Consider the following 25,587-nt stretch of genomic DNA (forward strand, 5'->3'; position numbering starts at 1 on the left):
CGGAAACGAAGCAGGGTACAACTATGGCTAAAGAATACAAAGATCTTGTCGTCGGGCTGGACATCGGCACTGCCAAGGTGATGGCGGTGGTTGCTGAAGTCATGCCCGGTGGCGAGCTCAAGCTGGCCGGTTTCGGCGTGGCGCCGAGCAACGGACTCAAGCGCGGCGTGGTGGTCAACATTGATGCCACCGTCGCCAGCATCCAGCAGGCGCTTAAAGAGGCCGAGCTGATGGCCGACTGCAAGATCACCCGGGTGTACACCGGCATCACCGGCAGCCACATCCGCGGTATCAACAGCAGCGGCATGGTGGCGGTGAAGGACCGCGAAGTGACGCAGGCCGACGTGGCCCGTGTGGTCGAAACTGCCAAGGCCATCAACATCTCGACCGACCAGCGCCTGCTGCTGGTGGAGCCTCAGGAATTCATCATCGACGGCCAGGATGTGCGCGAGCCCATCGGCATGAGCGGCATCCGCTTGGAGGCCAAAGTGCATATCGTGACCGGTGCGCAGAGTGCGGCCGAAAACATCATCAAGTGCGTGCGCCGATGCGGCCTGGAAGTCGAGCAGCTGATGCTCAACCCGCTGGCCAGCAGCCTGTCGGTATTGACCGAAGACGAGCGCGAGTTGGGTGTGGCGCTGGTGGACATTGGCGCCGGGACCACCGATGTGGCCATCTTTACCAATGGCGCCATCCGCCACACCGCTGTGATCCCGATTGCGGGTGACCTTATCACCAGCGATATCGCCATGGCCCTGCGCACGCCCACCAAGGACGCAGAAGACATCAAGGTGGAGTCCGGCCACGCCAAGCAGTTGCTGGTGGACCCCGAGACGCAGGTGGAAGTGCCCGGTCTGGGGGACCGCGGCCCCCGCATGCTGAGCCGTCAGGCCCTGGCCGGTGTGATTGAACCGCGGGTGGAGGAAATCTTCTCCCTGGTGAATCAGGTGATGCGCGAGTCCGGCTATGAAGAAGTGCTGTCCAGCGGCATTGTGCTTACCGGCGGCAGCTGCATCATGCCCGGCATGGTGGAGCTGGGTGAGGACATCTTCCTCAAGCCCGTGCGCCGCGGCATCCCCAAATACAACAGTGCTTTGGCCGACATGGTGGCGCAGCCCCGTGCAGCCACGGTGATGGGCCTTCTGGAAGAGGCCCGCATTGCCCGCATGCGCGGCTACAAAGTCGCGCAGAAGTCCGGCACCATGAAATCAGCGTTCAGTTCCGTCAAGGACTGGTTTGTAGGGAACTTCTGATCATGTCTCACACGCAACTGAATTTTTCTGTGTTGAACCAGCTCCCGCGCAGCTGCTGGGGACTCATCAGGGTCGTCGTGCATCGAGGCTTGGACCCGCCTTCATAGCCGGTAGGAAATGTTTGCAAAAGATCGTTGGAAATACATCGTCGAAGAAATATTGGATCGAAGGAGATAACAAATATGAAAGCCCAGATACAGGCTGAAATTCGCGAAGCAAACATGGCCTACTTGAACATGGCCCAGAGCCTCATCCGCCAAGACCTGAAGTCGGCGGTGAAGATCCTGGGAATGTCTGAGGACGCAGCAGAAATCATCAAGACCTTGTCAGAAAGCCAGAAAGCCAGCATTGCAGACAGCGACATCCTGCTGTGCCGCTTCGGAGTCAGTGATGACGTGGTGTGGAACCTCCTCACCAGCCATCCCGCTCCCAAGCCGGAAGCAGAAAGCGCTACCCGCCTCCTCGCCGACATCTTGTTGGCAGGCCGGTTTGCGATGGCAGCCTGAGCCCTGACGGTCACCCGGTTCACCCACATTTAAAGATTGCAATTCAAGGAGTAACAACATGAGCATCGAAATGATCGAAGAAGAAGCCTTCAACCAAGGCACCCAAATCAAGGTCATCGGCGTGGGCGGCGGCGGCGGTAACGCTGTTGAGCACATGATCACCACCTCGGTAGGCGGTGTGGAATTCATCTGCGCCAATACCGACGCGCAGGCACTGAGCCGCAGCTCTGCTCACAAAACCATTCAGCTCGGCGGAACCGGCCTGGGCGCCGGCAGCAAGCCCGACAAGGGCCGCGAAGCCGCTGTGCAGGCAGAAGCCGACATCCGTCAGGCCATCGAAGGCGCACACATGCTCTTCATCACTGCAGGCATGGGCGGCGGCACTGGTACCGGCGCGGCACCTGTGATTGCCAAAGTGGCCAAGGAAATGGGCATCCTGACCGTGGGCGTGGTGACCAAGCCTTTCGATTTCGAAGGCGGCCGCCGCATGAGCAACGCTGACTCCGGTCTGGCCGAGCTGGAAGCCAACGTGGACTCCCTGATCGTGGTGCTCAACGAAAAGCTGCTGGAAGTGCTGGACGACGATGTCTCCCAGGGCGAAGCCTTTGCACATGCCAATGACGTGTTGAAAAACGCCGTGGGCGGCATTGCTGAAATCATCAACGTCAAGGGCGAAATCAACGCCGACTTTGAAGACGTGCGCACCGTGATGGGCGAGCCCGGTAAAGCCATGATGGGTACCGCGACGGCCAGTGGCCCGGACCGTGCCCGCATTGCTGCTGAGCAAGCCGTGGCCTGCCCGCTGCTGGAAGGCGTGGACTTGTCCGGCGCCAAGGGTGTGCTGGTGCTGATCTCCGCGTGCAAGGGTTCCTTGAAACTGAAGGAGTCCAAAATGGCCATGGAGACCATCCGTGCCTGCGCATCTCCAGACGCGCATGTCATTTACGGCACCGCTAACGACGAAAAGTTAGGCGACGAAATTCGCGTGACCGTGATCGCTACCGGACTGAGCCGCCAAGGCGGTGCCCGCCGTACAGCGCCTCCGCTGCAAGTGCTGCGTACCGGTACCGACAACGTGCCTTTCCATGTGCCGACCCTGAATACGATTGCCAGCCCTGCTGGAACTACCGCTTCGATGGGCAACGCCGGTGCAGCTGTGGCACAACCTGACTACGGCAGCATGGCAACCCCTAGCGTGTGGCGTACCAACCGCACACAGGCGGCTGCCAAGGTGGATGCGCTCTCCAGCGGCGGCATGGATGACTACGAAATCCCTGCTTTCTTGCGCAAGCAGGCGGATTGATTTAGCACACCCCCCGGCTACGCGCACTGCGTGTCGCTTCGCTTTCCCCCTTGCAGGGGGCAACACCTGTGGCCCGGCTTAGCCGGTTCCACGGTGTTTCTGGCGAAATACGCGCACTTTGGAGGCGTATTGCGCTACTTTTACAATAGACCTGTGCTGAAACAACGAACTCTCAAATCCCTGACTCGCGCCGTCGGCGTGGGCCTGCATAGCGGCCAGCGTGTCGAGATCACCTTGCGCCCTGCTGCTCCGGATACGGGCATCGTGTTCAGACGGGTGGACTTGCCGAATGCGCCTGACATCGTGGTGTCTGCCGAATCGGTGACGGATACGCGCCTGGCCTCCACCCTGTCCTGCGGCAACGCCAAAGTGCATACCGTGGAGCATTTGATGTCCGCCTGCGCCGGTCTGAGCGTTGACAACCTGTTCGTCGACATCACGGCCGAAGAAGTGCCCATCCTTGACGGCTCTGCGGCATCGTTCGTGTTTCTGCTGCAAAGCGCCGGCATCGAGTTGCAGAACGCCCCACGACGTTTTATCCGCTTGACCCGCCCGGTCGAAGTCCGCGAGGGGGAGGGTGCCAATGAAAAGTGGGCCCGCTTGGACCCTTACCACGGCTACAAACTGAGTTTCGAGATCGACTTCAACCACCCCGCCGTGGATTCCACTGGCCAGAAGGTGGAGTTTGATCTCAGCACTGACAGCTACTCGCGCGACATTGCCCGTGCACGCACCTTCGGCTTTACCAAAGATGTCGAAATGATGCGATCCAACGGCTTGGCCCTGGGTGGCGGTTTGGACAACGCCATCGTGATGGACGACTACAAAGTCCTCAATGCCGATGGCTTGCGCTACGACGACGAGTTTGTGAAGCACAAGATTCTGGACGCCATCGGCGACCTGTACATCGTGGGCAAACCGCTGTTGGCCGCCTACAGCGCACGCCGCTCCGGCCACGCTTTGAACAACAAGCTGTTGCGCGAACTCCAGGCCCACCCGGAAGCCTGGGAGGTCGTGACGTTTGAAGACGTCAGGCAGGCCCCGCAGGGCTTTGCCCAGCCCGCGCGCGCCTGGTAACCCTGCCGTTTATCCGGTCAGCGCTTGCCTGCGCTCATCCGCTGCCGATAATGGGGCATCCTGTTTCCCACGGGAAATAACCCGAGGCAGCTGCCCATGAACTCCATTTCCTCTATCGCTTTATCCGGTTTGAATGCGGCCCAAACCAGCTTGAACGCGAGCGCCCATAACGTGGCCAACCTCGCGACCGAAGGCTTCAAGCGCCAGGAAACCGTGCAAACCGCACAGAGCGGCGGTGGAGTGACAACTAGCGTGCGAGAGGCCAGTACCGCAGGTAATGCCTTGGAGCAGGACGTGGTGACCCAGTTGCAAGCCAAAAACAGTTTTATCGCCAATCTTGCGGTGTTTAAGACCCAAGACAAAATGGCCGGCGCCCTCCTGGACACCAGGGTCTAAACCCTCTCAAAGGCCGCTGGAATACTGGCGGGTAATCGCGTCCAGGCGCCCGCTGCGGCGCAGCTTGTCCAATGACGCCTGCATGCGCTGTACGACCGCAGGGTCGGTTTGCAGGTTCAGGGCGAAGTAATAGGCCCCGTCTTCACTAAGCTTGCTAGCTTTAGTCACAGCACCTGAAGGCAGGTTGGCACTCCGCAGGCTCCAAGCCATCCCTACCTCGGTGTCGACCATCGCATCCACCGCATCGGCCAACAGCAGGCGCAGCACCGCCGCGTTAGAGCTATCCTCAATCATGGCGCTAGCGGGTACCCCGGCTTGAATCAGGTCCTGGCGAGCTGCTTCATCCCTGACAATGCCAAAACGGAGCTGGCTGATCTCCCGGTCGGCGACGCCTCCTTTGTCCGGCGCAGTTTTGACATACACCCAGGTGCTGCGCGGGAGCAGGGGGCCGACCCAAAGAAACTCTTTCTCACGTGACGCCTTGCGCGCCGTAGTGAAAAGTACCGTGTCCGGCAGATTGCTCACGATCTTGTAAGCGCGAGCCCACGGTACGAGATTGAGCTTGCAAGTCAGCTTGGCATCTGCACAGACCGCTCTGAGCACATCACTGGCAATGCCCTTGACTTCGCCAGACTCTTCAAAGTTGTAGGGTGGCCACTGCTCGGTGTAGCCGGTGAGTGTCTGGGCTTGCAAGCCCCCCATCCCTGCCATCAACCAAAGTGCGGCTGAGGCAATGTGTCGTGAGAGGTGATTCACCTGCATGGACTGTGTTCCGGAAGGGCCAGTTAGTCCATAAATTCTATTGGCTACGACCATCCCGGTAGCGGATTTTTCCATTGCCGCCCACACCGTTGGCTCCCGCCAACAAGGCCATGGACTTTCCAGCATGGGCGTGCGTAATGGCGAGGCCCAGCGCATCCGCGGCATCAGGGCCGGGCAGTCCGGGCAAGTGCAGCAGGCGCTTCACCATTTCCTGAATCTGGTCCTTATGCGCGCGTCCGTGTCCAGCCACGGCTTGTTTCATCTGCAGCGCGGTGTACTCCGCAACGGGCAGGTTTGCGCACACCAGTGCAGTCACCAACGCGCCTCGGGCCTGGCCTAACAGCAGGGTGGACTGCGGGTTCACGTTGACGAACACAATTTCCACTGAGGCGCAGGTGGGCCGGTAGCGCTCCACGACCTCGCCGATGCCGTCAAACAGAATCTTCAGACGTGCCGGCAAAGCACGCGTATCCAAGTGCTCAGTGCGTATGGTCCCACTGGCCACATAGCGCACGTCGGCGCCCACCACGTCCACCACGCCGAAGCCGGTGGTGCGCAAGCCGGGGTCAATGCCAAGGATTCGCATGCTATGAAATCAGGAGCTGCTTGCGCAATATATACGGGCGCTAGAGGTCAAAATACCATCTGGCGGAGTGGAAGAAAACCGGTGCCGCGAAGCACAGGGCATCCACCCGGTCCAGCAGTCCACCGGCACCTGTGACAGAGCGCACCGGCCCGCCCCAGCTGGGAATTCCGCGGTCGCGCTTGAGGGCCTTCATTACAAAATGCCCCATGGAACCCGCCACGCAGGCGATGAAAGAAAACGCAAATGCGGTACCAGGTACCCAAGGCGTGATGCCAGCCAACAGCGCCCCGAACAGGCTCGCCACAAACACGCCTATCCACCAGCTGGGCCAGTTGAAGCTCTGGCTGATGGCAGGTGCGGCCGGTGGCAGCTTGAGCTTGCGGGACACGAGGTGCTGCACAGCCATGCAGAACTGCACCACCAGCACCAGGAAGAAGACCATAAATGCGTTCTTGTGGTCATAGCCGGGAAACTTGAGCATCAAGAGCGCAGGCACATGGCTCATACCGTAGATGCAGACCATGATGCCCCACTGCAGCTTGGCATTGCGCTCCAGAAAGCGCAGCGGGTCATTGGCCAGTGCGCTGGCGACCGGCAAGGCCAGGAATACATAGACCGGGATAAACACGGCAAACATGTCGAAGTGCTCGGTGGCCACCAGCCAGTACTGCAGCGGCAGCACGACAAAAAATGCCAGCACCAGGCTGCGATGGTCACCCAGCCGGGTGGGCGACAGCGTCATGAACTCGCGCAGCGCAAAGAACGATACGCCGCCGAACAGGGTGAGTGCGACCAGCGGGCCGCTGAGCCAGCCTATCCAAAACACAAACACCATGAACCAACTGGTGCGGATAATGCCGTCCAGATTTTTCAGCTCACCGCGGCGGCGGTCGCCGGCTTCATCATCCCCGTATTCGCGCAGCGACATGACGAAGGCCACGATGCTGGCCAGAAGCAGCAAACCGAAAACGATGATGAAGAGGGCGCCGACCTGCTGTGTGGGACCGAGATTCTTGAGATAAAAATACATAGCTGTCTTACACGTCCCGCAGGGCTACGACTGCGCTGCGCGCTCTGTCCAGAAAGGCACGGCGTTCTTCGCCTTCGCCGACTTGCATGGGCGCGCCAAAGGTGACCGAGCAGAGCACCGGCACCGGCACCACCTCGCCCTTGGGCAGCACGTGTTGCACATTGTTGATCCACGCGGGGACCAGCACCACGTTCGGGAAGCGGGTGGCCAGGTTGTAGAGGCCAGCCTTGAAGGGCTGTGGTTCGCCGGTGTGGCCGCGGGTGCCTTCGGGGAACAGGATGATGGAGTCACCATTGGCCAGCGCCTCGATCAGCGGCTCCAGAGGGTCTTCCTCAGAGCTGCGGTCACGGGAGACGTAGATTACGTGGAACACCTCAGTCGTGATCCACTTCTTGAAGGGCGACTTGGTCCAATAGTCTTTCGCGGCAATGGCGCGGGTGATGTGGCGCAGCTCCTTGGGCAGTGCCGCCCAGATCATCACCAGATCGGCATGGCTCTGGTGGTTGGCGAAATAAATGCGCTGTTCAGCCTTGGGCGGGCATCCGTGCCAGCGCGCTTGTGCACCGGTGAGGAAGCGGATCAGGCCCAACAGAAAGTAACTCATCAACTTGGCAAGCATGGCGGGGATGATACAGAGCGGATGTGTCTGCTTAGGGGCTTGGCGTATCTCTAGTGGTGGAAGCCTTCTTGTTGGCGCTTGAAGCGGCGGGCGGGAAGCTTTGCGCGGTTCGTGTCCCCCGCGCTGCGCGCTCCTCCTTGACCTCACTATGCAGAGCATCCCGCCCACCGCTTCCCAAGGAGTGGGCAAGCCAAGTCAATGCATGTTGGCAAGCATTTCACTCCAGCAGTGGAACAGGGGTGAGTCCCAAAGCGAGGTCAAGGAGGAGGCCGAAGGCCGGGGGACACGAGCGGCGGGGCTCACGCCTGTTCCGCTGCGGGCGAAAACAATAAACACCCAGCGAAGATAAGGCCTTAAGGTAACTGCGCATCCGGCATCCGCGCCACGATGGTACCGGCGCGGCTGCTCAGGTAGCCCGAGTTGGGTGTCTTCTCAAAAAATTTAGGGCGAGGCAACATCACGGCCAAACGGGCCGCCTCGTAGGCGCTGAGCTTGCTGGCGGGCTTGCGGAAATAGTGCTGGGCTGCAGCCTCCGCACCGAATACGCCTTCACCCCATTCCACGCTGTTGAGGTAAATCTCCAGGATGCGCTGCTTGCTCAGCAAATGCTCCAGCAACATGGTGAGCACAAACTCCTGCCCCTTACGAATCAGTGTCCGCTCACCCGACAAAAACAGGTTCTTGGCCAGCTGCTGGGTGATGGTGGAGCCGCCCACAATCTTGGGCGGCTTGGTCGTTTTGCGCTGCTCGGCACGCTGTTCCGCCTTGGCGTTTTTGGCCCAGGCCTTTTCCAGGGCATCCCAGTCGACGCCATCATGCTGGCTGAAACCATCGTCTTCAGAGGCAATGACAGCGCGCTTCAGGTTGTCAGCGATGCGGTCATAAGGCATCCATTCCTGCCGCCAGCGCAAGGCGCCGGTTTCGGTCGTGACCCGGTAAGCCTCGGAGCGCTCAAAGGCGGTGGACTGCGGGTCAACGACCACCATGGCGGCAATGCGGCCTACAAAGTACAACTGCAGCGCTACAAAAGCCAGCGCGCACAGCACGACCAAACGCAGCACCGGCTTCATTGTGAGGTTGAGGACGAGACCTTGGCTTCCAGCGTCTCTTCGCGGGTGAACTTAAAGCGGGACACCACCAGAATCTGGTCGGCCTGGCGGCGCATGGCTGCATTGAAGTTCCCGAAGGGGCCTGCAGACCGCGCAATAGCCTGCGCCCGCTTGTCGAGCACCGGATTGCCGGAGCTCTGCACGACTTCGGTGTCGAGTACGCGGCCATCGAAGTTGATGGTGACGATCATGGTCAGCTCGCCGTAGAGCTTTTTGCCGCCGCTTTGCGGAAAGTTCTCGGTGCCTTTTTCTTCGATGGACTGGCGCAGCTGGTCGTAGTACACCGCATACACCTCTTCACGCACGGCTGGGCTCACATACCGCTTTTTGGGCCGTGAATTTTCCATGTTGATGCGCCGCTCAATCTCGGCCAGCAGCTTGATGAGTTGTTTGCGTTTTTCTTCCCGCTCGGCGGCTTCTGCCTTGTCGGCCAGCTTGCTGGGGTCGGGCGGGGGCAGGGCGGCCAGCTGGTTTTTGACCTGCGCGAGCAGCAAGTTCTGCTGCTCCTGCAGGCTTTGGAGCTTGCGGGCGCTTTCTTCTTCCAGCGAATCACCGATATCCGTCAGCGCGGACGGGGGCAGCGGGCTGGTGGCGCGGCCTTTTTCCACATCGCCGCCGCCGGCCATATTGGTCTGGGCGATGGCCTGCGCTTTGTCAGGTTTCTCGTTGCTCTTGGCATTGACCAGGATGACTTCCAGCGGCTTGTCTTCAAACACGCGGTTGAAAGCCTCCGGATCCACAAAGCGCACTGTCAGCAGCACCCCGTGTATCGCGATGGATACACCCAGGGCCCATTGAAGTGTGGTGAGTTTGGGGAGCGTCACGGGGTGGGATTATCGCCGCCGGCTTCCGGGGCTTCGTTCACATCCACCGCAATCGCGATCGGGCCGGCCACCTCGTCGTCGCCGTCGTCCTCTTCGTCCTGGTTGTCGGCTTCCATCGGAGCATCCAGACGTTCCAGCACCGTGCCTTGCACATCCAGGGTGATGAGGTCCATCTCCCCCAGCTTGACGCGCACCTTGGCGTGGCGGGGCAGTCCCTGCGCACCCAGGACGGGCAGCACCAGCGGAATGTCGTCCGCGCGCACCATGCCGTCTTTGAACAGGCTGGCGGTGAGCTCGGTGATGCCGTGTTGCTGGGCGTAACGCATGGTCCAGAACCGCTCCATGGCGCCTTGGTAGCCGTTGTAGGCGCTGTAAGCCGCGTCAAACGAGGAGATGATGGCAAACAGCTCCGCGTCCTTGGGCTTGAAGGGCGCCACCAATGCCGCCGTCTTGCCATGGCGGGCACAGGCAATGATCTGCCACTGGTTGACCAGGTCGGTGTAGCGGCGCAGTGGCGAGGTCGCCCACGAATACGCTTTGACGCCGATACCCGCATGCGGCAAGGCCTTGGTACCCATGCGTACCTTGACGCCGGGTGCCAGCGATGCCTGGCTTCGGTAGATGCCGGGCACGCCCATCTCGGCGAGCCAGCTGCCCCAGGTGCTGTTGGCCAGAATCATGGCTTCGGCCACGATCAGGTCCAGCGGGGCGCCGCGCTGGCGGATGCTGATGAGCACCGTCTCGTCGCCTTGCGGCTCAGCGCCGTCGTTGCCTTGAAGGCGGAAGTTGTAGTCCGGGCGGTTGAAGGTCTCGGGTTTGCCGCGCACGATCTCGCGCTTGGCTTTCAGGTCCCGCGCCAAGCGGTGCAAAAATGATAGCTGCTCGCGCAGACCTGCTGCGGGCTGGATGTCATTTTCATGGTTAAACGAGGCGTCAGTCAGCCACTGCTCGGTGACCACGCTGTCAAGCTGGTCGTGGCGCAGATTGTGGGCAATCGGCACACGTTCCAGCTTGGTCTCGCTGTTGGTGATCTCCAGCGTTTCCTCGTTGAAGGTGACGTACAGCGAGACGGACGGGCAATCCCTCCCCTCCATCAGCGTGTAGGTCTGAACTACGTCGTCGGGCAGCATGGTGACCTTGTAGCCGGGCATGTACACCGTGGACAGGCGGGCGCGGCCCAGCACGTCCACCGGGCTGCCGGGCTGCACGGCCAAGCCGGGCGCGGCGATGTGGATACCCACGGTCACGGTGCCGGAGCCCAGGCCCTGCACGCTCAAGGCGTCGTCAATTTCAGTAGTCTGCGAATCGTCAATCGAAAACGCCTGCACGGCCGCCACCGGCAACTCGTCGGCAATGACGGGTGCGCTGATGGCAGGAAAGCCTGTCCCCTTGGGGAAGTTCTCCAGCAAAAAGCGCTTCCAGTGGAACAGGTAGGGCGAAGCAATCGCACCGGCCTTTTGCAGCAGCTCAAGAGGCGCAATGTGGGTGGCGCGGCTGGCCTCGACCACGGCCTTGTACTCAGGGGCGTTCTTGTCCGGCTTGAACAGGATTTTGTACAGCTGGTCTTTGATGGATTGGGGGCAGCTGCCCGCAGCCAACTCTTGGGCCCATTGGGCGATCTGCTCGGCAATCAGGCGCTTTTTCTCAATCGCAGCTAAAGCCTGGGCAATGATTTCGGCAGGCGCCTTTTTGAAGCGACCTTTGCCGGCACGGCGGAAGTAGTGCGGGGTGTCGAACAGCTTGAACAGCATGCCCGCCTGCTCCGCTTGGCTGGCTTGGGCAGAAAAGTAGTCTTTGGCCAGGTCCGCGAAACCGAACTCTTCGTCGGGCGCGAATTCGTAGGCCATGTCCAGCTCGATGCCCGCCGCCTGCGTCTGGGCGGCCGCAACGAACTCCGCCGGGGCGGGCTTTTCAAACTTGATCAGGATGTTGGCGCCCTTGACCTTGACGCGCTTGCCGGAATCCAGCTCCACCTGCGCAGAGGCTTCCGCCTCGGACAGGACACGACCGGCCATGAATTTTCCGGCTTCTTCAAACAGTACAAACATAGGTGGAGATTGTCCCCGCAAAACTACCCGCTCCGGATGCAGGGGCTTGCACCCCTCATTTGTTCGGGGGCAGACCCATAAACCGGGCGAAATCCGGCAGGTATTCCTCAAAGCCGGTCAGGGCATGGTCCCCGCCTTCCAGCAGCGTGACCTGCGTGTGACCGTAGCGGGCATGCATTTCGCGCCAGTCCAGTACCTCATCCCCTTTGGCCAGGAGGGCTCGGTAGCGCTGTGGGTGCTGCAATTCGCCGACCTGCAGGGTGCGCAGCTCGTCCACATATTCGGGCAAAAAGAAAAAGCTTTCCTCCGGTGCATGCCATTGGCGGTTCTCGCCTATGTATTTGCCCAAATCCCGTGCAGGGTCCACTGCCGGGTTGATCAGCATGGCCCGACATTCTGTGGCCTCGGCAATGTGGGTGGCATAGAACCCACCCAGCGAGGAGCCGACGACCGCCATGCTGTCGCGCGGCCAATCCGCAATACCGTTCAACAACAGCTCCATCGCTGCCCTCGGTGAGGGGGGCAGCTGCGGGCACCACCAATGCACCTGCGGGTGGTGCTGCGCCATGTACGCCGCCATGGCCTGTGCTTTGTGCGAATGAGGCGACGAGCGGAAACCGTGAAGGTAAAGGAGGTGGGTGGTAGTCATCGGGGGATAGTACGGGCTGGCCGCATACTTTTCCTGCCTCTATGATGCTCTGTCGCTCAGTGGGAGCATCAAGACAGGTCGTCCACCTATTGCCGTGTTTCTTCAGGCTCTTTCCTTGAACTGTTTTTCAGCACTTGTCCTTTTCTGCCTCCGGGCGCTGTTGCCACGTACGGTAGTGCTTGCCTTGGCACTTTTGTCGTCGTGGGGAGGACTGCACGCGGGTCAGCTGCAGTTTGAAAACGCGACCGTTTCCACCACCATCGACGGCAAGGTATCGAGGGATATCGTGACATTGCCCTTTCGATGGGATCTCCAATACCCCGGGCTGGCAGGTTCGGCTGTATTGGAATTCGAATTCATGGCAGACCAATTGCCGCAAAGCCCTATCGGTCTCTATTTCCCAAAGCTGGGGTCTGCATATGTGGTGTCCCTGAATGGGGTCGTCATCGGGCGGGATGGGGATCTTTTGGTGTCAGGCGGGCAGGACACCGGGAAAGGCCCCCGTCTTATGCCGGTGAACGCTGAGTTGATCAAGCCACACAATATTCTTCGAATTCAGTTGCGTGCTGACAGTGGCCGCAAGGCGGGAGTTAGTGCGGTAGTCATTGATGAGTGGGGAAAGGTAAGCGCGCTTTTCGACGAGTACCGCCTATGGCGGGTAGGCGTGCCTGCCGCCATCGCCGCTGCGCATGCATGCTTGGCGGTCCTTAGCGTATTGCTGTGGTGGTGGAGTGGGCGAGCTCGTTTGGATGGCGCTGGTCCCCAGCCGATCTTTTTGTTCAGTGCCGTCGCATTGTTTTGCTGGGCGTTGCGGCTGACGGATTCAATATGGGAGACGCCTCCCTTGCCGTGGCCACTCTGGGGCGCGGTACCGGTGCTGGGGCTCGGCATCTGGGGATGTTGTTGCGCGCACGTTTGCATGGTGGTCGCCAAGTGGGATGACAGGCCTTGGGCTACCGCCTTCAGGCTGTGGCTGGTCGCGATCCTCCTGTCCGGATTGGTCTTTGTGCCTTGGGGGCTGATCGGGGCGCATCCTGCGCTGTTGACGATTTGGTATGCCGTACTGGGCCTGACCTTGCTTGCATTCAGTGTGGGTTTGGCCAAACATTCCATGGGCAGTGGTGGCAACGCTGGGGGTCGCTTGCTGTCCGGAGCCGTTTTGCTGAGCGCCTGCATCGGATTGCTGGATCTTTTGCGCATGCGGACCCATGCGGGCGTGGCGGATGTCGCATTGTTGTATTACGCGTCTATCGTCTTTGGCCTGATTCTGGCAATCACAACTTTCCAATATGCGAGGACAAACCGACAGGTATCTCCCAAAGCGCACCAAGCCGCTTAGGGATAATCACCCCCATGTCGTACCAATTTGGAAAAGTCCCCCTGCGCCAGCGCATTGCGCCCTGGTTTTCGGGGTTTGACGGGCCGTTGGCCTTTGCAGTCTTCATTCTGGCCTGTGCCGGGCTGCTGACCATGTATTCATCCGGCTTTGACCATGGCACCCGGTTTGAGGACCATGCCCGGAACATGCTGATCGCTGGCACCATCATGTTTGTGGTGGCCCAAGTTCCTCCCCAGCGCTTGATGCTCGTTGCAGTTCCGCTCTACACCGTGGGCGTGGCCCTGCTGATAGCGGTTGCCATTTTCGGAATCACCAAAAAGGGCGCCAAACGCTGGATCAATGTCGGCGTGGTGATTCAGCCGAGTGAAATTCTCAAGATCGCCATGCCGCTGATGTTGGCCTGGTGGTTCCAGAAACGCGAGGGCCAGTTGCGACCGCTTGACTTTGTGGTGGCTGGGCTGCTGCTGGCCGTCCCCGTGGGCCTGATCATGAAGCAGCCGGATTTGGGTACTTCGTTGTTGGTGTTGGCGGCCGGCATGGCGGTGATCTTTTTTGCCGGCATGAGCTGGAAACTGGTGATTCCGCCCCTGGCGATCGGAGTGATCGGTATCTTCCTGATCGTGGTCTTTGAGCCGCAATTGTGTGCTGACGGCGTACGCTGGCCGGTGCTGCACGACTACCAGCAGCAACGCATCTGCACCTTGCTGGACCCTACTCGCGACCCACTGGGCAAAGGCTTCCACATCATTCAGGGGATGATCGCCATCGGCTCGGGCGGTGTGACCGGCATGGGTTTCATGAAGGGCACGCAGACTCACCTGGAGTTCATTCCCGAGCGGACGACTGACTTTATCTTCGCTGCTTATTCGGAGGAGTTCGGCCTGATCGGCACCACCTTCCTGATCTGCGCCTTCATATTCCTGATACTGCGCGGCTTGGCCATTGCGCTGGAGGCGCCGACCCTGTTTTCCCGACTGTTGGCAGGTGCAGCCACCATGATCTTTTTCACCTATGCGTTTGTGAACATGGGTATGGTCAGCGGCATCCTGCCGGTGGTGGGTGTGCCTCTGCCCTTCATTAGCTACGGCGGGACAGCCATGGTGACATTGGGGCTGGCGCTGGGCATCCTGATGTCAATCTCCAACTCCAAGCGCCTGGTCCAGTCATGAGTGCGCCTTTGCCGGTGACCGTGATCGGCGTCGGCAATATGGGCGGGGCCATGGCGCAGCGCCTTTGTGCACTGGGCTGGGCCCCATGGGTGCACGACATCGATGCGAGCAAGGTGCAGTGTTTGGTGCCTTTCGGGGCTCTGGCGCTTGCGGATATTGCGCGAGCAGCTACTGAATCCATAGCAACCATCATTTGCGTGGTCGATGCCAACCAGACCCGTGAAGTGCTGTTCGGCCCCGGAGGGCTGGCTCCGCATCTGCCTGTCGGGCATGTGGTGATCTTGTGCCCGACCATTGGGCTGCAGGATGTGGAAGACATTGCAGCGCAGCTGGCGACCACCGGTGTACTCACGCTGGATGCCCCTATGTCAGGCGGCCCTGCCCGTGCGAGGGAGGGCAGCATGAGCCTGATGGTGGCCGGCCCTGCGGCGGCGTGGGAACGCTGTCAGCCCTTGCTGCAAGCCCTGTCGGCCAAGGTGTTTCATATCAGCGACCGGCCGGGTGATGGCGCGCGCACCAAGCTGGTCAACAACCTGTTGGCGGGTATCAACCTGGTGGGAGCGGCCGAGGTCATGGCGCTGGCCGCTCGTTTGGGGCTGGACCAGAGGCGCACGCTGGATGTCATTGAACAGTCCAGTGGTCAAAGCTGGATCGGCAGCGACCGCATGCGTCGCGCCATTGCGGGCGATCTGGCTCCGCGCGCCCACATGACCTTGCTGGCCAAAGACACGCAACTCGCCTTGGGCGCGGCATCGCAAGTTGGCTTTTCCGGACCCCTGGGTGTCCATGCTTCTGCCGTGTTTGCGGCCGCAGTAGCCGCAGGTTTGGAAGGGCTGGATGATGCAGCTCTGCTGGAGTTTCTGCAGCGGCCTAAAATGGCCGGATGATCTCCCGCGAACCCACTATCGAACGCTTGGCCACGGCCAAATCCCTGTTGCTCACGCCTTTCGGCCTGGATGAGAGTCATCTCACCCGCGCGCTGAACGAAATCAAGGCGCACCAGGTGGACGAGGCGGACCTGTACTTCCAGTACACCCGCTCCGAGGGCTGGAGTCTGGAAGAAGGCATCGTCAAGACCGGTTCCTTCAGCATCGACCAGGGTGTAGGCGTTCGGGCGGTGAGCGGCGAGAAAACCGCCTTTGCGTATTCCGACGATATTTCCGAGGCCAGCCTGCTGGATGCTGCCCGCACCGTGCGCACCATTTCGGCTGCGGCGCAGAACAAGCGTGCGAAAGCCGCTACACCAAAGATAGCGGGCGGCCGCAAACTCTACGCCGGCCTGGACCCGATTGCCACCCTGGACAGCACCGCCAAGGTGGAGCTGCTGGGCAAGGTTGAGAAACTGGCCCGTGCCAAAGACCCGCGCATCATCCAGGTGATGGCCGGTTTGGCTGCTGAATACGACGTGGTGCTCGTCGCACGCGCGGACGGCACTCTGGCCGCCGATGTGCGCCCGCTGGTGCGCCTGAGCGTGACGGTGATTGCCGAGCAAAAAGGTCGCCGCGAGGTGGGCTCCAGTGGCGGCGGTGGCCGGTTCGGGCTGGCGTATTTCACCGATGCGCAGATTGAAGACTATGTGGACCAGGCCGTACATGCCGCGCTGACCAACCTCGATGCCCGTCCCGCACCTGCCGGCGAGATGACTGTGGTGTTGGGGGCCGGCTGGCCCGGCATTTTGTTGCACGAAGCCATTGGCCACGGGCTGGAAGGCGACTTCAACCGCAAGGGCAGCAGCGCCTTCAGCGGCCGCATCGGCCAGCGCGTCGCAGCCAAAGGCGTGACGGTGCTGGACGATGGCACCATTGCCGACCGCCGTGGCTCGCTCAACGTGGATGACGAAGGCAACCCCAGCCAGCGCAATGTGTTGATTGAAGATGGCATCTTGAAGGGCTACATCCAGGACAGCATGAACGCCCGCTTGATGGGCGTGAAGCCCACCGGCAACGGCCGCCGCGAGAGCTACGCCCACCTGCCCATGCCCCGCATGACCAACACTTACATGCTGGGGGGCGACAAGGCGCCGGAAGAAATTATCGCCAGCATCAAGAAGGGCTTGTACGCCCCCAACTTCGGTGGCGGCCAGGTGGACATTACCAGCGGCAAGTTTGTGTTCTCTGCCAGCGAAGCCTATTGGGTGGAAAACGGCAAGATCCAATACCCCGTCAAAGGCGCCACGCTGGTGGGCAGCGGCCCCGAGTGCCTGAAGCGCGTCTCCATGATCGGCAATGACATGAAGCTGGACCCCGGCGTGGGCACCTGCGGCAAAGAGGGCCAGAGCGTGCCCGTGGGCGTGGGCCAGCCTACGCTTCGCATCGACGGTTTGACCGTAGGTGGAACTGCCTAGTGGCAAGCGTAAGCCGCTGTCAGAAACCTGTGCTACATTGAACCCCATGCATTCCGCACGTTTCTTTTTTAGCTACTTTTGGTTCTCACGCGCATCCGGCGGTCGAGAGTTCTGAACGTACCCAAAAGAAACGTCCTGAATCTTCCCAAAAACCGCCGGCACCCCCGGCGGTTTTTTTATGCCTTTTTCAACCTGTTTTTTCGCAACTTGGACTCTGGAGACCTGACATGAACGCTAAAGCCTCTGCAACCGGTGAGTGGTACGGACAATCCCAGCCCGCCGACCGCACCAGCAAAACCGACGACGAACGCATCAAGGACATCACCGTGTTGCCCCCTCCAGAGCACCTTATCCGCTTCTTCCCTATCCGCGGATCCGCGGTGGAGACCCTGATCTCCGACACCCGCAGCACCATCCACAACATCATGGCCGGCAAGGACGATCGTCTGCTGGTCATCATCGGACCCTGCTCCATCCATGATCCCGCCGCTGCGCTGGACTACGCCCGCCGCCTGAAAGTGGAGCGTGAGAAGTACAAAGACACGCTGGAAATCGTGATGCGGGTCTACTTCGAGAAGCCCCGCACCACCGTAGGCTGGAAGGGCCTGATCAATGACCCTTACCTGGATGAGAGCTACCGCATTGACGAAGGCCTGCGCATTGCACGCCAGTTGCTGATCGAGATCAACCGCTTGGGCATGCCCGCCGGCAGCGAGTTCCTGGATGTGATTTCTCCCCAGTACCTGGGCGACTTGATTTCCTGGGGCGCCATTGGTGCACGTACCACCGAGAGCCAGGTGCACCGCGAGTTGGCCTCCGGCATCTCCGCGCCCATCGGGTTCAAGAACGGCACGGACGGTAATATCAAGATCGCGACGGACGCTATCCAGGCAGCAGCCGGTGGCCACCACTTCTTGTCGGTGCACAAAAATGGCCAGGTGGCGATTGTGCAAACCAACGGCAACCCGGACTGCCATGTCATTCTGCGCGGCGGCAAGGCGCCCAACTACGATGCCGCCAATGTGGCCGCCGCCTGTGCGGACCTCGCCAAGGCCAAGTTGCCCCAGACCCTGATGGTGGACTGCAGCCACGCCAACAGCAGCAAGCAGCACGAAAAGCAGCTCGATGTGGCCAAAGACATTGCCGGCCAGATCAGCGGCGGTTCGCGCAGCGTTTTCGGGGTGATGGTGGAAAGCCACCTGAACGCCGGAGCCCAGAAGTTCACCCCCGGCAAGGACGATGCATCCGCCTTGGAATACGGCAAGAGCATCACCGACGCCTGCCTGGGCTGGGACGATTCGGTGGAGTCGCTGGAAGTGCTGTCTACCGCCGTCAAGGCGCGCCGCGCAGCGTGATGGCGCCATAAAAAAGCCGGAGTTGATGCTCCGGCTCACATTACCTAGCGGGCCTGAGTGCCCGCTTTTTTTGTGCCTTATTGCAGCGGAGCAGGGGCCCGCAGCGACTCCATCACCGCGTCCGGCGTGCCGCCAGCAGCCAAGTGGGTTTTGTACCAGACGCTCAGGATGGTGCTGATCACCGGGCCGGGGTTCTCGCGCACTTTTGCCACATCCCACTGGTTGAGTTGGCAGATGCGCTCGACGAGGTCCATGTCCATGTCAATCGCTTCGGCGTCGCAACGGCGCAGTTTCAGGTCGGTGAATTTGGCGCCTTCCGGGAGGCGGAGTTGAAAGTTCGGATCGGTTTGCATGGGGGTGTGGGTCAAATATGCTGTTGGCGCTTATGGATAGTGCGCGAGCAGCTATGAAGTTTGTAGCAAGTTGGCAAATTTGGCGTGGATGCCGCCGAAGCCTCCATTGCTCATACACAGCAGGTGGTCGCCCGGCTGCAGGGCGGCGGCCACTTGGGCGAGCACAGCGTCAATGGTGTCGCCCACTTGCGCCCGCGTGCCCATGGGTGCCAGCGCTTCTGCCGCGTCCCACCCCAAGCCACCGCTGTGGCAGAAGGCGAGGTCGGCTTCTTCCAGGCTCCAGGGCAACTGGGCCTTCATGGCGCCGAGCTTCATGGTGTTGGAGCGCGGCTCGAACACGGCCAGAATGCGCCCCTTGCCGACTTGCCGGCGCAGGCCGTTGACGGTGGTGCGGATGGCGGTGGGGTGGTGCGCAAAGTCATCGTAAATGGTGACGGGTGCGCTGCCCGGTTGCCCTGCCAACGGGGCGGTGGCACGCACTTCCATGCGGCGCTTGACGTTCACGAACTGGCCCAAGGCTTTTGCGGCGACTGCAGGCGACACGCCCACATGCTCTGCGGCGGCGATGGCGGCCAGCGCGTTGAGTTGGTTGTGCACGCCACCCAATGCCCACTGCACCCGTGCGACCTCGTGGCCGTGGTGGTGGACGGCAAAGTCATGCGGCTCGCCGGCAGCGGAAAAGTCGCTCACGGCGGCGCCGAAGCTGCGTTGTTCGCTCCAGCAGCCTTGGTGGAGCACGCGGCTGAGGCTGTCCTCCAGTCCGTTGACGACCACGCGGCCGGTACCGGGCACGGTGCGCACCAGATGGTGAAATTGTCGTTCGATGGCGGCCAGGTCGTCAAAGATGTCGGCGTGGTCGAATTCCAGGTTGTTCAGGATGGCGGTGCGCGGGCGGTAGTGCACGAATTTACTGCGCTTGTCGAAGAAGGCGGTGTCGTATTCGTCGGCCTCGATCACGAAGAGTTTCGCTCCGGAGGCGGGGCGGAGGGGCGTCTGCGCCCTCTGCTCCGTGTCCCCCGCCCGCTTTGCGGGCTCCTCCTTGACCTGCGCAGAGGGCGCAGACGCCCCTCCGCCAAGTCTTGCCGATACTCCGAAATTCAACGGGACGCCGCCCACCAAAAACCCGGGTTGCAGACCTGCGTATTCCAGCACCCAAGCCAGCATGCTGGTAGTGGTGGTTTTTCCGTGGGTGCCGGCAACGGCCAGCACATGGCGGCCTTGCAATACATGTTCCGCCAACCATTGCGGGCCGCTGGTGTAGGGCGCGCCCGCGTCCAGAATGGCTTCCATCAGCGGGAATTTGGGCGTTCCGTCAGCGAGCCGCGCGCGGCTGACGACGTTGCCGATGACGAACATGTCAGGCTGCAAGGCCATTTGTTCAGCACCGAAGCCCTCGATCAGTTCGATGCCTAGGGCCCGGAGCTGGTCACTCATGGGGGGGTAAACGCCGGCATCGCAGCCGGTAACTTTATGGCCGGCTTCGCGCGCCAGCGCAGCCAGGCCACCCATGAAGGTGCCGCAAATGCCCAAGATATGAATATGCATGGCCGGTATTCTACGGGGCACTCTACCCATCGTGATTTAGCATGATTTATGGCTCCGGCGCACGTGGAATTTGCGCGGACAGCTATCAATAACGTAGCAAATAGGCGCGTAGCAGGGCTTTCAGCGGGCAGGCACAATCTGGTAATGGATGATTTGAAAGAAGAAATCGCGGCTACGGCTGCGCGTTTGGTAGTGGAAGAGGGGCTGGAATACGGTCCGGCCAAGCGTCGCGCGGTCAAACAGCTGGGTGTGCCGCCACGTTCTGCGCTGCCGGATAACGATCAGGTAGAGACTGCGCTTGAGGAATACATTGCGATCTTTTGTGCCGAGAGCCAGGCAGAGGAGTTGCAGGCCCTGCGTGAGCTTGCAGTGCAATGGATGCAGCGGCTGGAAGCCTTCCGGCCCCACCTGGGCGGTGCAGTGTGGCGCGGAACGGCTACACGGCGGTCCGATATTTATCTGCAATTGTTTTGTGATGACCCCAAATCGGCGGAGATCAGCCTGATTGACAAGGGCGTTCGCTTTGAGGTGCGCTCTGTGCCCGGTTTGCAAGGGGATATGGTGGACGCCCTGAGCATTCACGCGATGTGCCAGCCCTTGGGTGAGCATGTGGGTGTGCATTTGTTGATCAACGACCTGGATGACGTGCGGGGTGCCTTGCAGCCGGATGGCAAGGGCAGGGCGCCGCGTGGAAATTTGGCGGCAGTTCAAAAGCTGTTGGGAGATGTTCGTGACAGATAGTAAGGATTTGGCGCAATTCCCCTCTTCTCGCAGGCGCACGGTTCTCTGGGGTGTTGCCGCCGGTTTGGCGGGTGCCGCGGGGCTAGGGTTGTCGCTGCGCCATGCCAAAGATGCGGCTTTGGCTGTGGTCGACCCTGTGCCGGGTTTCTGGGAGCAGCAGTGGCAAACCCCGCATGACACTACGTTGGCCATGGCTGGACTCAAGGGGCGGCCAGTCTTGATTAACTTCTGGGCGACCTGGTGCCCACCATGCGTAGACGAACTACCTCTCTTGGACAGTTTTTATAAGGAGCAAGGCAGCCGCGGTGTACAGGTACTGGGGTTGGCCATCGATCGCAAGGAGGCTGTGGTGCCATTTCTCAAGAAGCTGCCTTTAAGTTTTCCGGTCGCCATGGCCGGATTGTCGGGAGCAGATCTAGGGCGTGCATTGGGCAATATCACAGGTGGTTTACCGTTCTCGGTGTTGGTGGCTTCGGATGGATCCATTGCGCAGCGGAAAATGGGGCGGGTGACCGAGTCGGACCTCGCTGCTTGGGTTGCGGTAAAATAGAGGCTCATACCTAGTGGATTCGGTCTGAATCCACTGTCTCAAGCCCCTTCGGGGCATTTTTATCTAGACATTTTTCCGATCTTTTCCCTTGTTTTGGGTGGAGATATGGTTTTTTGGTGGCAATTTGCTGTAAATTCGCCGCTTTACTAATGTCGGTTGTTGGAGATTCCATGGATTTACGCAAACTCAAAACCCTGATCGATCTGGTGTCTGATTCCAATGTGTCGGAACTGGAAATTACCGAAGCCGAAGGCAAGGTCCGTATCGTCAAGGGTGGCGGTGCAGTGGTTCAGGGCTACGCGCCCGCTCCTGTGTATGCAGCACCTGCTCCGGCAGCAGCGCCTGCAGCTGCCGCCGCTGCCCCAGCACCGGCTCCCGCAGAAGCCGCCGTGCCCGCCGGCCACACCGTAAAGTCTCCGATGGTGGGTACTTTCTACCGTTCGTCTGCTCCGGGCGCGAAGCCGTTCGTGGAAATTGGTGATTCCATCAAGGAAGGCGACACCATCTGCATTATTGAAGCGATGAAGATCCTGAACGAGATCGAAGCTGACAAGTCCGGTACGGTGACGCAGATTCTGTGTGAGAACGGTCAGGCTGTGGAATACGGCCAACCCCTGTTCATCATCGAATAAGACGCAGCACCCATGTTCAAGAAAATTCTGGTCGCCAACCGGGGCGAGATTGCGCTGCGAATCCAGCGCGCCTGCCGCGAGTTGGGAATCAAAGCCGTCATGGTCTATTCCGAGGCGGACCGCGAAGCCAAATACGTGAAGCTGGCGGAAGAAGCGGTGTGTATCGGACCGGCTCCGTCCGGTCTGAGCTACCTCAATATGCCGGCCATCATTTCGGCCGCGGAAGTGACCGATGCGGAAGCCATTCACCCCGGCTACGGTTTTTTGAGTGAAAACGCGGACTTTGCTGAGCGCGTCGAGAAGAGCGGTTTCCAGTTCATCGGTCCTACACCCGAGTCCATCCGCATCATGGGGGACAAGGTGTCTGCCAAGCAGGCCATGATCCGCGCGGGCGTGCCCTGCGTGCCCGGCTCTGAAGGCGAGCTGCCGGATGACCCTGTGGCGATGAAGCGCATTGCCAAGGCCATTGGCTACCCGGTGATCATCAAGGCTGCCGGCGGTGGCGGTGGTCGCGGCATGCGTGTGGTCCACACCGAGGCAGCGCTGGTCAATGCGGTGCAGATGACCAAGGCGGAAGCGGGCGCGGCGTTCAACAACCCGGCGGTGTACATGGAGAAGTTTCTCCAGAACCCCCGGCACATTGAAATCCAGATCCTGGCGGATAAGCACAAGAACGCGGTGTATCTGGGCGAGCGCGATTGCTCCATGCAACGTCGCCACCAGAAGGTGCTGGAAGAGTCACCTGCTCCCGGTATCAACCGCAAGCTGATTGAGCGTATCGGCGAGCGTTGCGTGGCTGCCTGCAAGAAGATCGGCTACCGCGGCGCGGGCACGTTTGAGTTCCTATATGAAGACGGCGAGTTCTATTTCATTGAAATGAATACCCGTGTGCAAGTGGAGCACCCGGTGACGGAAATGGTGACGGGCATTGACATCGTCAAAACCCAGATCATGGTGGCGGCCGGCGAAAAACTGCCTTTCACCCAGCGTCAGATTGAAGTGCGTGGTCACGCAATCGAATGCCGTGTGAACGCAGAAGATCCTTACAAGTTCACCCCGTCCCCGGGGCGCGTCACCATGTGGCACGCCCCCGGCGGCCCCGGCGTGCGTGTGGACTCCCATGTGTACACCAACTATTTCGTGCCTCCGAACTACGACTCCATGGTCGGCAAGATCATTGTTCATGGCGATACCCGCGAGCAGGCCATGGCACGCATGCGTACCGCATTGGCAGAGACCGTTGTCGAAGGTATCAGTACCAACATCCCCTTGCACCGCGAGTTGATGGTGGACGCCAAGTTTATGGATGGTGGAACCAATATCCACTACCTGGAGCATTGGCTGGAACAACACAAGCGATAAGGTTTTGCATGTTTGAATTGCGTTTGATGTGTCCCGAAGACCGGGTCGAAAACCTGAGTGATGCGCTGGACGCGTTGGATGCGCTGAGTGTCAGTGTGGAAGATGCTGATGCCCAAACCGATGCCGAGCAAGCGTTGTTCGGTGAACCCGGAATGCCGCCGCCCAAAGACGGGTGGCAGCGTTCGCGCGTGATTGCATTGTTTGCGGATCGCGCCCAAGCGGATGAAGCGGCCCAGTTGTTGTCTGCCCAAGACTTCTTTGAGGGTTGCCGTATCTTGGGTATCGAGGTGCTCGAGGATCAGGACTGGGTGCGATTGACCCAGTCGCAGTTTGCGCCGGTGGAGATCACCCCTGAGTTCTGGATCGTGCCGACCTGGCACGAGCCGCCGGCACAGGCCAAAGATGTAATTCGTCTGGATCCTGGCTTGGCGTTCGGCACGGGGACGCACCCCACTACCCGCATGTGCTTGCGCTGGATTGCGCGTAATGGCGGTTCCGGTCGGGTGCTGGACTATGGTTGCGGATCAGGCATTCTGGCCATAGGTGCAGCCAAATTCGGTGCTACGGAAGTGATCGCTGTTGACATTGATCAGGCCGCTGTGGATTCCACTGTCTTGAATGCCGAAGCAAATCACGTCACATTGGTGTCCGGGCTACCTGAGGCAGCTCAAGGGGTATTCGATGTGGTGTTCGCCAACATCCTGGCCACGCCCTTGAAGGTGCTTGCTCCGCTGCTATGTGCGCATGTGAAGGCGGGTGGCCATCTTGTGCTTGCCGGGATTCTGGAGCGGCAGGCGGAAGAGTTAAAGGCAGCTTATTCGCCGTACTGCAAACTGTCTGTTGCAGACACCGAGGACGGCTGGATCTTGATGACTGCCGCAGTCTGATTGCGGTGATTGCGCCCACTACAATGTGACGCAATGAGTCTGATTACCCAATGCCCGGCATGCTCCACGATGTTCAAGGTCGTGCCGGACCAGTTGCGTATATCCGATGGTTGGGTTCGTTGTGGGCAGTGTGATGAAGTTTTCGATGCCAACGCGAATCTTCACTCCGAGCCTGTTCCCGTGTCTCTGGAGCCGGAGCCCCCGCGTGATCCTGTAGCCACCACCAGCCCTGATCCGGACTGGGCTGCTTCTCTGCGATTCGCGTCTGACGAATCTCCCAAAGAGACAGAGGATGATGCCTCCAACGTGTCATTCACTGCGGAACAGTCAGACGCCGCTTTACGCGATCACTTACATCCTGACGAATCTCTTCCGGTCGGCACACCGGTCAATGAGTCCTCTGACACGGGATTGGATGATTTCTTGTCGCAGAGCCCCAAATCACTCGCGCAAACTCCCGGTGTGGACCACGAGACACCGCCGTTGGATGCGCCTGCGGAGCCCCCTCTGGAAACTTTGTCGGGTGCGGCGCCCCGTTACACACAAGCCCATGTGAAAGTCACAGAGAAGGATGAGGTTAAACAGCCCTCGTTCATGCGGGAAGGGCGGGGCAAGAGCATTTGGCACAAAACAGGCGTACGTATTGTTCTGGGGCTATCGGGCATGGTGTTGATCGGGGCGTTGGCAGTGCAAGTTGCCGTCCATGAGCGAGATCGTTGGGCCGCCTATGAGCCATCCACGCTGCCTGCGCTGGAGGCTTTGTGTGAGGTGATGGATTGCAGCGTGAGTCCATTGCGTAACATTGAAGCGGTGGTGATCGATAGTTCATCGTTCACCAAGGTTCGAACCGATGTGTATCGGCTCAATGTTGCTTTAAAAAATAATGGTCCTGTCCCTGTTGCTCCGCCGGCGTTAGAGCTGACTCTCACGGATATGCAGGACCAAAGCCTGATACGTCGTGTTCTTAAGCCGCAAGATATAGGCTTTAAAGCGAATACCTTGGAGCCTGGTGCAGAGTTTTCAACGGTACTTCCCATTGCGGTGAAAGCAGGGAACTCTTCAGAGCGCGTGTCAGGGTACCGTCTACTTGCCTTTTATCCTTGATCGGCTTGTGGTGCCAACAAAAAAGCCCGGGGCCTATGGCGCCG

At 60.2% G+C, this 25,587-nt stretch carries 26 protein-coding genes; 16 read left to right on the forward strand and 10 right to left on the reverse strand.

Translation table 11 applies throughout. The features are described 5' to 3' along the window. The first annotated feature begins 23 nt into the window (after positions 1-23). The 5 genes from ftsA (at position 24) to ACOAP0_RS13000 (ending at position 4,535) form a co-directional block, all read left to right on the forward strand. Positions 24-1,253, forward strand: coding sequence for a cell division protein FtsA (gene ftsA / locus ACOAP0_RS12980; protein WP_087496298.1), 1,230 nt, complete (start codon positions 24-26; stop codon positions 1,251-1,253). 182 nt (positions 1,254-1,435) lie between these two features. Continuing rightward, positions 1,436-1,759: a flagellar transcriptional regulator FlhD gene (locus tag ACOAP0_RS12985; protein ID WP_087496299.1), complete on the forward strand. Its 324-nt coding sequence runs from the start codon at positions 1,436-1,438 to the stop codon at positions 1,757-1,759. Between the two features lie 58 nt (positions 1,760-1,817). Further along, positions 1,818-3,062 (forward strand): cell division protein FtsZ, encoded by a 1,245-nt coding sequence (ftsZ, locus tag ACOAP0_RS12990; RefSeq protein WP_498376738.1) that lies wholly within the window; start codon positions 1,818-1,820, stop codon positions 3,060-3,062. 153 nt (positions 3,063-3,215) lie between these two features. Then, positions 3,216-4,139 (forward strand): UDP-3-O-acyl-N-acetylglucosamine deacetylase, encoded by a 924-nt coding sequence (lpxC, locus tag ACOAP0_RS12995; RefSeq protein ID WP_498376739.1) that lies wholly within the window; start codon positions 3,216-3,218, stop codon positions 4,137-4,139. Between the two features lie 96 nt (positions 4,140-4,235). Continuing rightward, complete coding sequence (locus ACOAP0_RS13000; RefSeq protein WP_498376740.1) at positions 4,236-4,535, forward strand: flagellar basal body protein; 300 nt, start codon at positions 4,236-4,238, stop codon at positions 4,533-4,535. A gap of 6 nt (positions 4,536-4,541) precedes the next feature. Here the strand turns inward: ACOAP0_RS13000 and ACOAP0_RS13005 are convergent, their stop codons facing one another. The 8 genes from ACOAP0_RS13005 to ACOAP0_RS13040 form a co-directional block, all read right to left on the reverse strand. Continuing rightward, complete coding sequence (locus ACOAP0_RS13005) at positions 4,542-5,297, reverse strand: substrate-binding periplasmic protein (RefSeq protein WP_498376741.1); 756 nt, start codon at positions 5,295-5,297, stop codon at positions 4,542-4,544. Between the two features lie 37 nt (positions 5,298-5,334). Next, entirely contained in the window at positions 5,335-5,883 is a 549-nt protein-coding gene (gene ruvC / locus ACOAP0_RS13010; RefSeq protein ID WP_498376742.1) for a crossover junction endodeoxyribonuclease RuvC, read from the reverse strand. Between the two features lie 40 nt (positions 5,884-5,923). Further along, on the reverse strand, positions 5,924-6,913 hold the full coding sequence (locus ACOAP0_RS13015; RefSeq protein WP_313868628.1) for a phosphatidate cytidylyltransferase: 990 nt from the start codon (positions 6,911-6,913) through the stop codon (positions 5,924-5,926). Positions 6,914-6,920: 7 nt separating this feature from the next. Further along, positions 6,921-7,532 carry a lysophospholipid acyltransferase family protein gene (locus tag ACOAP0_RS13020; RefSeq protein ID WP_087496306.1) on the reverse strand — a complete coding sequence of 204 codons (612 nt, stop codon included), beginning with the start codon at positions 7,530-7,532 and terminating at the stop codon, positions 6,921-6,923. 353 nt (positions 7,533-7,885) lie between these two features. Beyond that, complete coding sequence (gene mtgA, locus ACOAP0_RS13025) at positions 7,886-8,602, reverse strand: monofunctional biosynthetic peptidoglycan transglycosylase (protein ID WP_498376743.1); 717 nt, start codon at positions 8,600-8,602, stop codon at positions 7,886-7,888. Further along, positions 8,599-9,465, reverse strand: a complete 867-nt coding sequence (locus ACOAP0_RS13030) for an energy transducer TonB (RefSeq protein ID WP_313868631.1) — start codon at positions 9,463-9,465, stop codon at positions 8,599-8,601. The genes mtgA and ACOAP0_RS13030 overlap by 4 nt, the downstream gene beginning before the upstream one ends. Then, positions 9,462-11,513, reverse strand: coding sequence for a ribonuclease catalytic domain-containing protein (locus tag ACOAP0_RS13035; protein WP_498376744.1), 2,052 nt, complete (start codon positions 11,511-11,513; stop codon positions 9,462-9,464). Before ACOAP0_RS13035 ends, ACOAP0_RS13030 begins: the two co-directional genes overlap by 4 nt. Positions 11,514-11,568: 55 nt before the next feature. Continuing rightward, positions 11,569-12,162, reverse strand: coding sequence for a YqiA/YcfP family alpha/beta fold hydrolase (locus ACOAP0_RS13040; protein ID WP_087496310.1), 594 nt, complete (start codon positions 12,160-12,162; stop codon positions 11,569-11,571). Between the two features lie 115 nt (positions 12,163-12,277). Between ACOAP0_RS13040 and ACOAP0_RS13045 the strand changes: the two genes are divergently transcribed. The 5 genes from ACOAP0_RS13045 to ACOAP0_RS13065 all read left to right on the forward strand — a co-directional run bounded on the left by ACOAP0_RS13045 (position 12,278) and on the right by ACOAP0_RS13065 (position 18,369). After that, positions 12,278-13,501 (forward strand): hypothetical protein, encoded by a 1,224-nt coding sequence (locus ACOAP0_RS13045; RefSeq protein ID WP_498376745.1) that lies wholly within the window; start codon positions 12,278-12,280, stop codon positions 13,499-13,501. A gap of 14 nt (positions 13,502-13,515) precedes the next feature. After that, on the forward strand, positions 13,516-14,670 hold the full coding sequence (gene rodA, locus ACOAP0_RS13050; protein ID WP_087496312.1) for a rod shape-determining protein RodA: 1,155 nt from the start codon (positions 13,516-13,518) through the stop codon (positions 14,668-14,670). After that, complete coding sequence (locus ACOAP0_RS13055; RefSeq protein ID WP_498376746.1) at positions 14,667-15,557, forward strand: NAD(P)-dependent oxidoreductase; 891 nt, start codon at positions 14,667-14,669, stop codon at positions 15,555-15,557. Before rodA ends, ACOAP0_RS13055 begins: the two co-directional genes overlap by 4 nt. Next, positions 15,554-17,014: a metalloprotease TldD gene (tldD, locus tag ACOAP0_RS13060; RefSeq protein WP_481873703.1), complete on the forward strand. Its 1,461-nt coding sequence runs from the start codon at positions 15,554-15,556 to the stop codon at positions 17,012-17,014. The genes ACOAP0_RS13055 and tldD overlap by 4 nt, the downstream gene beginning before the upstream one ends. A 227-nt stretch (positions 17,015-17,241) precedes the next feature. Then, on the forward strand, positions 17,242-18,369 hold the full coding sequence (locus ACOAP0_RS13065; protein WP_498376748.1) for a 3-deoxy-7-phosphoheptulonate synthase: 1,128 nt from the start codon (positions 17,242-17,244) through the stop codon (positions 18,367-18,369). Positions 18,370-18,446: 77 nt separating this feature from the next. Here the strand turns inward: ACOAP0_RS13065 and ACOAP0_RS13070 are convergent, their stop codons facing one another. After that, complete coding sequence (locus ACOAP0_RS13070) at positions 18,447-18,722, reverse strand: hypothetical protein (RefSeq protein ID WP_087496316.1); 276 nt, start codon at positions 18,720-18,722, stop codon at positions 18,447-18,449. Positions 18,723-18,773: 51 nt separating this feature from the next. Beyond that, on the reverse strand, positions 18,774-20,267 hold the full coding sequence (gene mpl / locus ACOAP0_RS13075) for a UDP-N-acetylmuramate:L-alanyl-gamma-D-glutamyl-meso-diaminopimelate ligase (protein WP_498376749.1): 1,494 nt from the start codon (positions 20,265-20,267) through the stop codon (positions 18,774-18,776). Between the two features lie 144 nt (positions 20,268-20,411). Between mpl and ACOAP0_RS13080 the strand changes: the two genes are divergently transcribed. From ACOAP0_RS13080 to ACOAP0_RS13105, 6 genes are all read left to right on the forward strand, one after another. After that, positions 20,412-21,008 (forward strand): hypothetical protein, encoded by a 597-nt coding sequence (locus tag ACOAP0_RS13080; RefSeq protein WP_498376750.1) that lies wholly within the window; start codon positions 20,412-20,414, stop codon positions 21,006-21,008. After that, positions 20,998-21,558: a TlpA family protein disulfide reductase gene (locus tag ACOAP0_RS13085; protein ID WP_498376752.1), complete on the forward strand. Its 561-nt coding sequence runs from the start codon at positions 20,998-21,000 to the stop codon at positions 21,556-21,558. The genes ACOAP0_RS13080 and ACOAP0_RS13085 overlap by 11 nt, the downstream gene beginning before the upstream one ends. A gap of 170 nt (positions 21,559-21,728) precedes the next feature. Continuing rightward, complete coding sequence (gene accB, locus ACOAP0_RS13090; protein WP_087496320.1) at positions 21,729-22,190, forward strand: acetyl-CoA carboxylase biotin carboxyl carrier protein; 462 nt, start codon at positions 21,729-21,731, stop codon at positions 22,188-22,190. 12 nt (positions 22,191-22,202) lie between these two features. Next, positions 22,203-23,552 carry an acetyl-CoA carboxylase biotin carboxylase subunit gene (gene accC, locus ACOAP0_RS13095; RefSeq protein WP_087496321.1) on the forward strand — a complete coding sequence of 450 codons (1,350 nt, stop codon included), beginning with the start codon at positions 22,203-22,205 and terminating at the stop codon, positions 23,550-23,552. A gap of 8 nt (positions 23,553-23,560) precedes the next feature. Then, positions 23,561-24,439: a 50S ribosomal protein L11 methyltransferase gene (gene prmA / locus ACOAP0_RS13100; RefSeq protein ID WP_498376753.1), complete on the forward strand. Its 879-nt coding sequence runs from the start codon at positions 23,561-23,563 to the stop codon at positions 24,437-24,439. A 33-nt stretch (positions 24,440-24,472) separates the two neighbouring features. Beyond that, positions 24,473-25,543, forward strand: coding sequence for a zinc-ribbon and DUF3426 domain-containing protein (locus tag ACOAP0_RS13105; RefSeq protein WP_498376754.1), 1,071 nt, complete (start codon positions 24,473-24,475; stop codon positions 25,541-25,543). Positions 25,544-25,587: the final 44 nt, after the last annotated feature.

The organism is Curvibacter sp. Hmag1.1, assembly GCF_059769165.1.

Excerpts from the sequence above, each read along its gene's own strand:
- ftsA (WP_087496298.1), top strand. The coding sequence starts at position 24 with ATGGCTAAAGAATACAAAGATCTTGTCGTCGGGCTGGACATCGGCACT.
- ACOAP0_RS12985 (WP_087496299.1), top strand. The coding sequence starts at position 1,436 with ATGAAAGCCCAGATACAGGCTGAAATTCGCGAAGCAAACATGGCCTAC.
- ftsZ (WP_498376738.1), top strand. The coding sequence starts at position 1,818 with ATGAGCATCGAAATGATCGAAGAAGAAGCCTTCAACCAAGGCACCCAA.
- ACOAP0_RS13000 (WP_498376740.1), top strand. The coding sequence starts at position 4,236 with ATGAACTCCATTTCCTCTATCGCTTTATCCGGTTTGAATGCGGCCCAA.
- ACOAP0_RS13005 (WP_498376741.1), bottom strand. The coding sequence starts at position 5,297 with ATGCAGGTGAATCACCTCTCACGACACATTGCCTCAGCCGCACTTTGG.
- ruvC (WP_498376742.1), bottom strand. The coding sequence starts at position 5,883 with ATGCGAATCCTTGGCATTGACCCCGGCTTGCGCACCACCGGCTTCGGC.
- ACOAP0_RS13015 (WP_313868628.1), bottom strand. The coding sequence starts at position 6,913 with ATGTATTTTTATCTCAAGAATCTCGGTCCCACACAGCAGGTCGGCGCC.
- ACOAP0_RS13020 (WP_087496306.1), bottom strand. The coding sequence starts at position 7,532 with ATGCTTGCCAAGTTGATGAGTTACTTTCTGTTGGGCCTGATCCGCTTC.
- mtgA (WP_498376743.1), bottom strand. The coding sequence starts at position 8,602 with ATGAAGCCGGTGCTGCGTTTGGTCGTGCTGTGCGCGCTGGCTTTTGTA.
- ACOAP0_RS13035 (WP_498376744.1), bottom strand. The coding sequence starts at position 11,513 with ATGTTTGTACTGTTTGAAGAAGCCGGAAAATTCATGGCCGGTCGTGTC.
- ACOAP0_RS13040 (WP_087496310.1), bottom strand. The coding sequence starts at position 12,162 with ATGACTACCACCCACCTCCTTTACCTTCACGGTTTCCGCTCGTCGCCT.
- rodA (WP_087496312.1), top strand. The coding sequence starts at position 13,516 with ATGTCGTACCAATTTGGAAAAGTCCCCCTGCGCCAGCGCATTGCGCCC.
- ACOAP0_RS13055 (WP_498376746.1), top strand. The coding sequence starts at position 14,667 with ATGAGTGCGCCTTTGCCGGTGACCGTGATCGGCGTCGGCAATATGGGC.
- tldD (WP_481873703.1), top strand. The coding sequence starts at position 15,554 with ATGATCTCCCGCGAACCCACTATCGAACGCTTGGCCACGGCCAAATCC.
- ACOAP0_RS13065 (WP_498376748.1), top strand. The coding sequence starts at position 17,242 with ATGAACGCTAAAGCCTCTGCAACCGGTGAGTGGTACGGACAATCCCAG.
- ACOAP0_RS13070 (WP_087496316.1), bottom strand. The coding sequence starts at position 18,722 with ATGCAAACCGATCCGAACTTTCAACTCCGCCTCCCGGAAGGCGCCAAA.
- mpl (WP_498376749.1), bottom strand. The coding sequence starts at position 20,267 with ATGCATATTCATATCTTGGGCATTTGCGGCACCTTCATGGGTGGCCTG.
- ACOAP0_RS13080 (WP_498376750.1), top strand. The coding sequence starts at position 20,412 with ATGGATGATTTGAAAGAAGAAATCGCGGCTACGGCTGCGCGTTTGGTA.
- accB (WP_087496320.1), top strand. The coding sequence starts at position 21,729 with ATGGATTTACGCAAACTCAAAACCCTGATCGATCTGGTGTCTGATTCC.
- accC (WP_087496321.1), top strand. The coding sequence starts at position 22,203 with ATGTTCAAGAAAATTCTGGTCGCCAACCGGGGCGAGATTGCGCTGCGA.
- prmA (WP_498376753.1), top strand. The coding sequence starts at position 23,561 with ATGTTTGAATTGCGTTTGATGTGTCCCGAAGACCGGGTCGAAAACCTG.
- ACOAP0_RS13105 (WP_498376754.1), top strand. The coding sequence starts at position 24,473 with ATGAGTCTGATTACCCAATGCCCGGCATGCTCCACGATGTTCAAGGTC.